The sequence below is a fragment of the Cyclobacterium jeungdonense genome (assembly GCF_010994275.1).
GTDB lineage: Bacteria > Bacteroidota > Bacteroidia > Cytophagales > Cyclobacteriaceae > Cyclobacterium > Cyclobacterium jeungdonense.
The window spans coordinates 40,714-51,446 of record NZ_WMCD01000018.1; the positions used below are offsets into that span (position 1 = coordinate 40,714).

Below are 10,733 nucleotides of genomic sequence, written 5' to 3' on the forward strand. Positions count from 1 at the left end.
TTAAACCCTAACTCTTTACATTAGTGAGAGGTTTGAATTTGAAAACCATTCGTAACAACCAGAAACTATATTCACTTACCTATGAAAAAGCTATCTATTTGGTTAGTTTGTGTTTTTTTTATACAAACACTGGCCTTGGGTCAGACCAAAATTGACTTTAGGGAATTTACCCTGGATAATGGGCTTCATGTGATCATGCACCAGGACAATAGGACACCTATTGTGGTTACCTCTGTCCTGTACCACGTAGGCTCTAAAAACGAAGATCCCACGCGAACAGGTTTTGCGCATTTTTTCGAACATTTGCTATTCGAAGGCTCCGAAAATATAGACAGGGGCCAATACACAGATTTGGTGGAAAGTAATGGGGGAGCATTGAATGCGTTTACCAGCAACGACATTACCTATTATTACGAATTAATGCCTTCGAACTACCTGGAACTAGCCCTTTACCTGGAAAGCGAGCGCATGTTACATGCTAAAATCGATGAGGTAGGACTGGAAACCCAACGAGAGGTGGTGAAAGAAGAAAAGCGGCAACGATATGATAATCAGCCCTATGGAACCATCCTTCCCGAAACCCTGGCGAGGGCTTATACCAAACATCCCTATCAGTGGGCGCCCATAGGGTCTCTCGAGCATTTGAATGCGGCCAGTCTGGATGAGTTTATGGAATTCTACAATGATTTTTATGTACCCAATAATGCCATCCTTACCATAGCAGGTGATATCGAATACGAGCAGACTGAAGACTGGGTAAGAAAGTACTTTAGCGAAATTCCGGAGGGAGATGGGGATATTTACCGGCCCGAAATAGAAGAGCCCAGGAAAGAGGAAGAAATCCGGGATGTGATCTACGACAATATACAAATTCCAGCAATCATTCAGGCTTACAACCTGCCTCCCAAAAATCATCCCGATGCCTATGCCATGGAAATTCTGTCTACTTACCTGACCGGTGGTAATTCCTCGCTGATGACCAAAGAACTGGTAGATAAGCAACAAAAGGCCCTTGTAATCGCTGCCATTCCCCTGGATTTGGAAGATGGGGGCATTTTTATCATGTACGGGATTACTAATATGGGGGTCGAACCAGAGGACCTGGAAAATGAAATTGATAAATTGATCCGTCAGGTTCAAGAGGAAGGCATATCAGAAGAAGATTTTCAAAAGTTGCAAAATATCATTGAAAGTGATTTGGTAAGCAAAAATGCCTCTGTAGAGGGCATTGCGCAAAACCTGGCAGAATCTAAGCTATTTTATGGAGACACAGGTTATATCAACCGTGAGCTGGAAAAGTACCGGGAGGTAAGTCGGGCAGACATACAGCGCGTTGCTAATGAATACCTTACCCTTGACGGCAGGGTCGTGCTTTACTACCTTCCAAAATCCCAACAAACCGCAGCCAATCAGGAATAATCTTTAAACGCTGAAAACCATGAAAAACCTATCAATATTGCTTTTTGCCTGGCTTTTTACCGGCACTGTTTTCGCACAAGTGGACAGGTCGGTTCTCCCCGAACCCGGGCCGGCTCCAACCATAGCCTTTGATAAGCCTGCCACCTTTACCTTAGACAATGGGCTCAAGGTGTTTGTCGTCCCCAACGACAAACTTCCCCGGGTTTCTTTTTATTTAATCCTGGACCGTGACCCGCTTTTAGAGGGAGAAAAAGCCGGACTAACCAGTTTTGTAGGAGATATGATGATGGCAGGAACCGAATCCCGTACCAAAGACGAACTGGATGAAGCCGTGGATTTTATAGGTGCTTCCTTAAGTGCAAGTTCTACTTCCCTTTCTGGTTCTTCCTTAAAGAAACACCAGGATAAAATCCTGGATTTGATGTCGGATGTATTAAATAATCCGGTATTTCCCGAGGACGAACTTGACAAGCTTAAAAAGCAGACACTTACTTCCATTGCTTCTTCAAAGGATAACCCGGACTATTTGGCAAATCTGATATCCAATGCGCTCGTATATGGCAAGGACCATCCTTATGGAGAACCAATGACTGAGAAAACAGTGGAAAATGTAACCCTGGAAGACATTCGGGAATATTACAAAACCTTCTTCAAGCCAAATATTGCTTACCTGGCCATGGTAGGAGATATCGAAGAGACCGAGGCAAGGAAATTGGCCGAATCCTATTTTGCATCCTGGGAGAAGGGGGAGGTGCCCGAATTCGACTATGCGAAACCTGAACTTCCGGCCGAAAATAAAGTGGCTTTGCACGACCGTTCCTCTGCTGTTCAGTCGGTTATTAACGTTTCCTATCCGGTAGAAATGGATCTGGAAAATCCGGATTTCATGGCAACTCGGGTATTGAATTTTATTTTGGGAGAGGGATTCAATTCCAGGCTGAACGGAAATCTGAGAGAAACCAAAGGTTATACCTATGGAGCCCGATCCAATTTTGGTTCAGATAGATTAATTGCCAGGTTTTCTGCTAATACTTCGGTAAGAAATGCGGTAACCGACTCTTCTGTTCATGAGATATTATATGAAATACGGAATATTGCGGAAAATGGCATCACAAAAGAGGAATTGGAAACCGCAAAAGCTAACTTAAGCGGTAGGTTTGGAAGGTCGCTGGAGAATCCCAATACCATTGCCACTTTTGCAATCAATACTGCCCGCTACGGTCTTTCGGACGACTATTACAGCAATTACCTGAAACGTCTGGAGGCACTTACTGTGGAAGACATCAATGCAGCAGCTGAAAAGTACATGAAGCCTGAAAACCTATACATCACCGTGGTAGGAAACGGATCCGAAATCAAAGACGGCCTGGCTCGGTTTGGAGAGGTAGAATTGTACTCCAATGAAGGAGACAAGGTGCAGGAAATAAATTTGTCGGATGTGAATACAACGGCTTCGGATGTATTGGATCAGTATTTTGCAGCTATAGGCGGTAAAGATGCGGCAGCAGGAATTCATTCTTCTAAAATGGAAATGTCGGCTGAAGTGCAGGGAACGCAACTAACCATGTTTGCCGTTCACGATATGGAAAACCAACGCATGATTCAAAAAGTAATGATGATGGGCAACGAGGCTTCCAAAACCGTCCTTAAGGATGGAGAAGCTACCGTCAGTGCCATGGGGCAATCCCAAACCCTTACCGATGAGCAGTACGAAGACGTAAAAATGGCATCCCTGTGGTTGATTCCGGAATTGTATTATGAGTCCATGGGCTATACATTGGAACTAGATGGAGCTGCCGAGATTGAAGGAGAGGCAGCTTATAAATTAGTGGTTACCAATCCTACCGGAGGTAAGGTGATCAATTATTACAGTATGGATAGCGGCCTGAAGTTAAAAAGTGAAAATCAGATTTCCGGCGAAACCACGTATTCTGATTATCAGGAGTTTGAGGGAGTAAAAATTCCGGTAACCATGGTCCTGAAAAGCCCGATGATTCCGGTTCCTTTGAATTCCAAGGTTGAAAATCTGGAATTAAATGTACCTTTGTCAGATCAGGATTTCAATTAAATATAACTTACACAGACAGTTTGCATGAAAAAGTTCATTTTTCTGTTCTTCACGGCGGGGTTACTTGTTTCCACAATTTCTTTAGCAAGGTTTTCCGAGGATAACGAACCTTATACTGAAAAGACGCCAAAAGAGGTATTAGATGCCTATGTGAAGGCCATTGGCGGTGCAGAAAAGATTAGGAAGATAAAAACATTGGTATTGGTCATGGAGGCCGAAGTGCAGGGTATGGCCGTGGAGATGAGCACCGTCCGGGACATGGAAAACCTGCGAATGATGCAACAGGTAATTATGGAGGGAAACGTAGTCCAAAAAACCGTAGTCAATAATAGTGAAGGTTACATGAGTGCCATGGGGCAGGTTCAGGCCCTAAGTCCTGAACAATTGGAAACTTTAAAAACCAATATTTATGCCTTTCCCGAGCTGTATTACGAGGAAATGGGATTTAACTTGAAAATGGGTGAAAACACTGAGATTGATGGAGAGCCGGCCTATACCCTACTTGTAACCAGTACGGAGGGATTGGATAGTAAGGAGTACTACAGCGTAGAAAGTGGATTTAAATTAAAAATGACTGCCGAAATTGCAGGTGATGTGGAATTCAGAGATTACCAGGAAGTGGAGGGCGTTAAATTCCCTATGAAAGTCTCTATTTCTAATGCCGTATTGCCAGTACCATTGGAAACTCGCTTGATCGATATTCAAATCAACCAAAAATTAGACGATTCTCTGTTTGAATAGACCAAAAGGGGAACAGTGGTTCCCCAATTTTTTAAGCATTTGGATGTTTTTTCATATAGTCGTCGATAGAAAATTTTCCAGATCCAAATACCAGAAATACAAGGAGTAGTACTAAAACCAGCAGGGAAAGCACAAACTCCACATTATTAGTAACGGTTAGGAACCTTGAGTCCATATTGACAAAAAAGACCGCTCCAATCAGAATTGGCAGCTGTACCACTACAGCCAACCGGGTTAACAAGCCTAAGGCAATCAGAATCCCTCCCATTATATGCGCAAAGGCGACGTAGTGAGCAAGAGCCATCTGAAAAAACCTCAAATCCATATCCCCAATCAGGTTCATCAACGCATTCGTATTCGAGATAAATAATACGCCCTTGTAAAGAATAAAGATTCCAAGGCTAACGCGAATGAAATCGATCCATTTGGGATGGTGCCTATCGGCCCAATGTTCTATTTGATGTAGCGTGTCCATAACTTTATAAACTTGGTTTGCAGCTATTTATACGTGTTTTTTAGCCGTTGGTTTCCTTTTTCCTGCAAGAGATAGGTTATAGGCGAATGAATCTTTCAAAAAGATCCGGTAAACCCGTAATTCGAATTCGGAAGTTCATGAAATAGGATTGATCCGATAGCGGCAGAAAAACTGTTTTTTCCTGCTGCCAACGTTTGAGGTTCAAATGAGCGCCACTGTCTGTAAATCCATAAGTAAGTATTTCGTCTTGTATCATGAGTTGTTGATAGGCTGCTGACTTGGGATGAAGCCGGATGATTTTTCCTTTATTGTCGGTTTTTATTCCAAACTCACTTTCCAGGCGGTTGTCTTTCTTTACCTTTTGAATCTCAAGCCCGATATCAGGAAGCAGGGATTTTAGGAGTGGGTAGAGATCATCCTTGCCAAAAACGAAACATTCAAAAAACGAATCCATTTTTCCAGGATTTCCGGACAAGGAGATAATCGCCTTTCGAAAATCTTCGACAGTGTAACCCCTATCCGTTTTTCCAAACTTGGCCCACATGATTTTCATGACCTCGTGCATTCGCCGGCCATGCTTCAATAACATAAGATCAACTGTGAGGCTCAGCAATGCTCCGTGGGTGTAGATACTCACTTTTTTATCTGGCACACCCGCTTTGTATCCGTCCAGCCACAGATCAAAGCTGGAATCGATGATGGATTGGTTTTCCCATCCCTGATTTTCAAATCCCCTTTCAAAAATCGTTTCCATTTTGTCCAGGTATTCCCTGGGGGAATAGTACCCGGACTTTAGCAAATAAAAGTCCCCCATAAAGGTGGTGACTCCTTCCGCTATCAGGCCCTCGTTCAGATAGGCTTCTTTGGAAAAATCATATGGTTGAATGGCTTTCGGCCGAATCCGGCAAACGTTCCAAAAGTGGTACAACTCATGCGAACAGATTCCCATCAGCCGATCCATCGCTTCTTTGCTAGCCATCAGGCTGTCCGGACCAAGGGTGATGACCGTTGAATACTTGTGTTCCACACCATGGTAATGCGGAAATGGGAGTAAGTGGATCAAAAAATGATACGCTTTGGCAGGAAAATCACCAAAGTCATCGATTTGTTTTTGCGTAAAATTTCTGAAAACTTCCAGGACCCCTTCCCAGTCGAAGGAAACGTTACCAGAAACCCACAAATGAAATTGGCTATTTTCTACCTGGTAGCTACGATGATGCAGTGTTTCGGATGCCAATAGCGGGCTGTCTACCATTTCCTGAAAGTTTTTTGCTACAAGCGAATGGCATTCCGCTTGGGGCAAGGCGCAGGCTACCTGATACGTTTCGGGAAGTTTCAATTGGATGGTAATTGGTTCCTCTTCACGACCAATTAGGGCAAAAGCCAGGTTGATAAAATTGATATAAATCATTTCTGGGGATACCCAACTGCCACCGGCATCGAGCTGGGCAGCATGATAGGTATAATTAATTCGGTACAATCCGGAGTCAGGAGCCGTGAATTCCCATAAGTCTTTGGTCTTTTTGCGGCAAACTACGGAACCCTTGGGACCCTGTATTCCCAGGGTTTTTAAATATTGGGCATAGTTGGCGATTTCATAGCGACCGGGTCGCCAGGAAGGAAATTGCAAATGAACGAGTTCTTCTTTTTTACACTGCACTTCAAGTTGGATTTCCACGGTTTGTGAGGAAGGAATCGGTGCTGAAAGGGTATAAATCATGGATTGAATGGATTAGGTCCTAAACAAAAGTAAGCCACTGGTTTGTAAATAAAAAAAACCTATCTATCTTTGCAGTCCTTTAAAATTACGCCACAGAAAAAGTAAAAGATAGCAATAATGAAAAGAACATTTCAACCTTCCCGCAGGAAAAGAAGAAACAAGCACGGTTTCAGAGAAAGAATGTCCACTGCCAATGGCAGAAGGGTGCTAAAAGCAAGAAGATCAAAAGGCAGGCATAAATTATCGGTTTCTTCCGAGAAGACGCTGAAGAAATAATGCTTTTTTTACTATCTTTAAAAGATAGACCAGTTTGCTGTACATGAAGGATTGTAAATTTTCAAAGAAAGAAAGGTTACATTCCAAAAAGTCAATAAAGGAACTTTTTGATAAAGGTTCCTCTTTTTTTTTATACCCCTTTAAGGTCATTTGCCTGGACCAGAAAGGTGCAGATGAAAATCAATTATTGGTGTCCGTTTCAAAAAGGAAACTACGAAAGGCGGTTCACCGAAATTATATCAAGCGAAGGGTGAAAGAAGCCTATCGCTTAAATAAATTTCTATTGGAGGAGAGCGGGGCTACAAAAAAACTTATCGCTTTGGTTTACGTATCTCAGGAATTAATGGGGTATCACCAGATTGAACCGAAAGTAAAGAAGATACTAGACAGAATTCCTAAAGCAAAATTTCCCAATACATGAATAAATTGATATCAAAAAAATTGATGCTGAGAACGCTTTTGCTAATTGGGGTAACCGTTTCTTTAATTTCTTTCTATCCCAAGGACGACAAGCTTTTTAGCATTGCCAAAAATCTGGATATTTTTGCCTCCCTGATCAGGGAATTGGATTCCTATTATGTGGATGAAATTGATCCGGATAAATTGGTGACGGTTGGCATTAATGCCATGCTGGCCGAATTGGACCCGTATACAGAATACATACCCGAGGAAGAATCGGACGATTTCAGAATGATGACCACCGGTGAATACGGTGGAGTAGGTGCAGTTATTGGAAACAGGGTGGGGGTCAACATGATTCTAATGCCTTACGAAGGGTTCCCTGCACAGCTTTCCGGATTAAAAGTAGCTGATGAATTGTTGCGGGTAGATTCGGTGCAGGTAGTAGATAAAAACACTGCAGAAATTTCCACCTTGCTGAAAGGGCCGGCTAACACGGAGGTGCAAGTAGAGGTAAAGCGTGGGGGAGATACCCTGACATTTAACCTGACACGGAAAAAAATTGTCATCAGCAATGTACCCTACCATGGTATGGTGGATGGGGAAACAGGTTACATTAAACTCAGCGATTTCACGACCAATGCAGCCACGGAAGTTGGCCAGGCTGTGAAAAACCTTAAAAAGGACGGAGCTAATAAGATAATTCTGGATGTCAGAGATAATCCCGGGGGAATATTGAAAGAGGCGGTAGATGTTGTCAATATTTTTATACCCAAAAGGAGAGAGGTGGTAAAGACCATTGGTAAGTTGGAAAGTGTGAATGCCACCTATACTACTGAAATGTCTCCTATCGATAAAGACATTCCGCTGGTGGTGCTTATCAATGAAAGGAGTGCTTCTGCCGCTGAAATTGTGGCTGGAGCATTGCAGGACTACGACCGGGCAGTACTGGTAGGTAGAAAATCATTTGGTAAGGGTTTGGTTCAAAGCACAGTACCCTTGTCTTATAATTCTCAAGTGAAATTGACCACCGCTAAGTACTACATCCCTAGTGGTCGGTGCATTCAGGCAATAGACTACAGCTTGAAAGATGAGGATGGTAATGGCAGGTCTGTTCCCGATTCGTTGAGAAAGGCCTTTGAAACCAAAAATGGGCGAACAGTCTATGATGGTGTTGGGATTGAGCCTGATATTGAAATTGACTCACGAAATTTTGCCCCGATTACCTACAGTTTGGTTACAAGAAGTTTGGTTTTCAGATTTGCGAATGAATTCGCACTTGGGCGGAATTCCATTCCTGGAGCAAGGGAATTTGAGGTTAGTGAGGAAATGTATGATGAATTTGTGAACTGGCTTCAGGACAAGGAGTATGATTATACGACTCGGGTAGAGAAAACGATCGATGACCTGGAGACCTATGCGGAGCGTGAAAAGTATTATGAAGATATTCAGGATGAACTGGCCTCCTTAAAGGAAAGCGTGAGTCATAGTAAGGAGCAGGATCTGATTACCTTTAAAGAAGAAATAAAAGAGGCCCTTAAAGATGAAATCGTATCCAGGTACTATTTCCAACGAGGGATAATTGAAGCTTCATTGGACAAGGATCCTGAATTGGTTAAAGCTTTGGAAATTGTGAAGGATCCGGAGCAGTATTCAAGCATATTATCTCCAAATTAATCCAGGTAATTCTTACGTAAAATAATCAGGGCTACTATTTCTTTAAAATTACCAGGGACAAAATTGAGCGAAGGACGATTTAGGAAGCCAATTAAGTAATTTTTGGTTTTTGTATCCCTGTAGTTTCTTCACTGCTATTCAGACCCAGAAATTGATGCTGATAATTTAGACCTTATTTTTTTCAGGGATGATGAGAAACGGGCTTTAAGCCGGGAATAGCCAGGGCAAAAAATTCAAACGCGATGAGTCTACTTCTTTCTATTGATACTTCCATTGATATATGTTCGGTTGCCCTTCATGATAAGGGAAGGCTTAGGGGATTGATGGAACTACATCAGGGGAATATCCACGGTAATAAACTCGTACCCTGCATTAAGAGTCTGATGGACCAGTCGGGCTACAAAATGGAAAATCTCGACGCAATAGCTGTTGCCCAGGGACCCGGATCATATACAGGACTACGTATTGGAGTAGCCACGGCTAAAGGGTTGGCCTTTGCCCATGATCTGCCATTAATTGGTGTAGATAGTTTGGATGCATTGGGAAGATCAGTTAGTTCACAGGCTGGACCTGGTTCATATATCATCCCTATGATTGATGCAAGAAGAATGGAGGTATATGCCACCGTACTGGATCATGAGGGAAAGACATTGGTTGCTACGCGCCCTGAATTCCTGGATCAAAATCCCTTTCAGGAATTTTTGAAAAAGGGAAAAGTGTATTTTCTAGGGAATGCGAATGTGAAGGCCAAAAAACACCTTCTTTCTCCTCATGCAATTTTCAGGGATGGGCTCAATTCGGCTACAGGGGTAGGTGAAATTGCTTATGAAAAGTTTAAGAGAGGAGAGGTTGAGGATATTGCCTATTTTGAACCGAACTACTTAAAAGAGTTTATGGTTCTAAAGTCAAAGAAAAACCCGTTGTTATCATGAGTGAAATTACCAACAGAGTCGCCAATAGTCCGATTGTCACCATAGATCTGGAATCCTTTTATGAAAAGGGAGACCGGATTTTGTTTGACCTGGAGCCGTTACTTTTTCAGGGGATGGTGGTGAGAGAAAAGGAATTCCGTCAACAAGTGAAAGAGTTAGAGGCTTCGGTTTACCAGGACAAATTGGTGGGTGTTTATTGTTCGGTAGATGCCATTATACCCACCTGGGCTTACATGTTGGTAGTGGTCCGTCTGCAGGAAGTGGCCAGGGAGGTAGTTATTGGTGATTTGAAAGAACTTGAAATTCATTTAATGGCCAAGGCATTGCAAAAGCTAGACATAGAGGCTTTAAGGGACAAGCCGGTGGTGGTCAAGGGTTGCAGCAAATTGCCCGTGCCGAATTATGCCTATGGTGAGTTGGTGAGGCTAGTTCTACCGGTAGTAAAGAGTCTTATGTTTGGAGAACCTTGCAGCACGGTTCCGGTTTACAAGCGACCAAAAGCCATCAGGGATTGAGGAAAATGAATCTGATTGTCCGTCAGTATTTTGCAGATAATAGCGAATAAAAAGTGGTTCTGATTTGGCAATATCCGAAAAGAGGTATATGTTTGCAATCCCATTTGGAAATAGTCAGAAAAAGAGGCTCAGGTGAAGCAAGTTTCCCAGTTTAATTTTCCATAAATGATTGCCAAATTTTCTAAAAATTTTCATCCCAAATAGTTGAAAATTCAGAATTTTAATCCGACATTTGCATTCCTGTTTCGCAGAAGTTGTTAAACAAGGAATCGAGAATGTTTCGACAAGCGGGCAAGTAAGTTGCCTGACAAGTTCTTTGAAGTAGTGTAAGATAGAAATAATGATCCTGACAATTCGATTTAATTCGAACTAGAATAATACAGTGGAATACCCATTTTTAATTGAATGGGTTTACACAAAACAAACTTTACAATGGAGAGTTTGATCCTGGCTCAGGATGAACGCTAGCGGCAGGCCTAATACATGCAAGTCGAACGGGATTGTTGACTTC

At 42.5% G+C, this 10,733-nt stretch carries 10 protein-coding genes and 1 rRNA gene; 9 read left to right on the top strand and 2 right to left on the bottom strand.

The window, feature by feature from the left end:
• The first annotated feature begins 81 nt into the window (after nucleotides 1–81).
• The 3 genes from GKS34_RS22700 to GKS34_RS22710 are packed head-to-tail and all read left to right on the top strand — an operon-like array spanning nucleotide 82 to nucleotide 4,228.
• Nucleotides 82–1,419, top strand: coding sequence for a M16 family metallopeptidase (locus GKS34_RS22700; RefSeq protein ID WP_163387358.1), 1,338 nt, complete (start codon nucleotides 82–84; stop codon nucleotides 1,417–1,419).
• A gap of 19 nt (nucleotides 1,420–1,438) precedes the next feature.
• Nucleotides 1,439–3,487 (top strand): insulinase family protein, encoded by a 2,049-nt coding sequence (locus tag GKS34_RS22705; RefSeq protein WP_163387360.1) that lies wholly within the window; start codon nucleotides 1,439–1,441, stop codon nucleotides 3,485–3,487.
• Between the two features lie 24 nt (nucleotides 3,488–3,511).
• Complete coding sequence (locus tag GKS34_RS22710; RefSeq protein WP_163387362.1) at nucleotides 3,512–4,228, top strand: LolA-like protein; 717 nt, start codon at nucleotides 3,512–3,514, stop codon at nucleotides 4,226–4,228.
• A 31-nt stretch (nucleotides 4,229–4,259) separates the two neighbouring features.
• On the opposite strand, the gene GKS34_RS22715 is transcribed toward GKS34_RS22710, so the two are convergent.
• Both GKS34_RS22715 and GKS34_RS22720 read right to left on the bottom strand, forming a co-directional pair.
• The gene (locus GKS34_RS22715) at nucleotides 4,260–4,703 is read right to left on the bottom strand and encodes a DoxX family protein (RefSeq protein ID WP_163387364.1); all 444 of its coding nucleotides are present in this window, start codon (nucleotides 4,701–4,703) and stop codon (nucleotides 4,260–4,262) included.
• A gap of 76 nt (nucleotides 4,704–4,779) precedes the next feature.
• Complete coding sequence (locus GKS34_RS22720; RefSeq protein ID WP_163387366.1) at nucleotides 4,780–6,423, bottom strand: M61 family metallopeptidase; 1,644 nt, start codon at nucleotides 6,421–6,423, stop codon at nucleotides 4,780–4,782.
• Between the two features lie 117 nt (nucleotides 6,424–6,540).
• Here GKS34_RS22720 and rpmH point away from each other — a divergent pair, with 117 nt between their 5' ends.
• The 6 genes from rpmH to GKS34_RS22750 form a co-directional block, all read left to right on the top strand.
• Nucleotides 6,541–6,699: a 50S ribosomal protein L34 gene (gene rpmH / locus GKS34_RS22725; protein ID WP_162342645.1), complete on the top strand. Its 159-nt coding sequence runs from the start codon at nucleotides 6,541–6,543 to the stop codon at nucleotides 6,697–6,699.
• A gap of 43 nt (nucleotides 6,700–6,742) precedes the next feature.
• Nucleotides 6,743–7,120: a ribonuclease P protein component gene (gene rnpA, locus GKS34_RS22730; protein WP_163387367.1), complete on the top strand. Its 378-nt coding sequence runs from the start codon at nucleotides 6,743–6,745 to the stop codon at nucleotides 7,118–7,120.
• The gene (locus GKS34_RS22735; RefSeq protein ID WP_163387369.1) at nucleotides 7,117–8,775 is read left to right on the top strand and encodes a S41 family peptidase; all 1,659 of its coding nucleotides are present in this window, start codon (nucleotides 7,117–7,119) and stop codon (nucleotides 8,773–8,775) included. The genes rnpA and GKS34_RS22735 overlap by 4 nt, the downstream gene beginning before the upstream one ends.
• Before the next feature lie 242 nt (nucleotides 8,776–9,017).
• Nucleotides 9,018–9,707: a tRNA (adenosine(37)-N6)-threonylcarbamoyltransferase complex dimerization subunit type 1 TsaB gene (gene tsaB, locus GKS34_RS22740; protein WP_163387371.1), complete on the top strand. Its 690-nt coding sequence runs from the start codon at nucleotides 9,018–9,020 to the stop codon at nucleotides 9,705–9,707.
• Complete coding sequence (locus tag GKS34_RS22745; protein ID WP_163387373.1) at nucleotides 9,704–10,222, top strand: DUF2480 family protein; 519 nt, start codon at nucleotides 9,704–9,706, stop codon at nucleotides 10,220–10,222. Before tsaB ends, GKS34_RS22745 begins: the two co-directional genes overlap by 4 nt.
• 429 nt (nucleotides 10,223–10,651) lie before the next feature.
• Nucleotides 10,652–10,733: ribosomal RNA gene (locus GKS34_RS22750) — 16S ribosomal RNA — on the top strand; the annotation flags it as partial.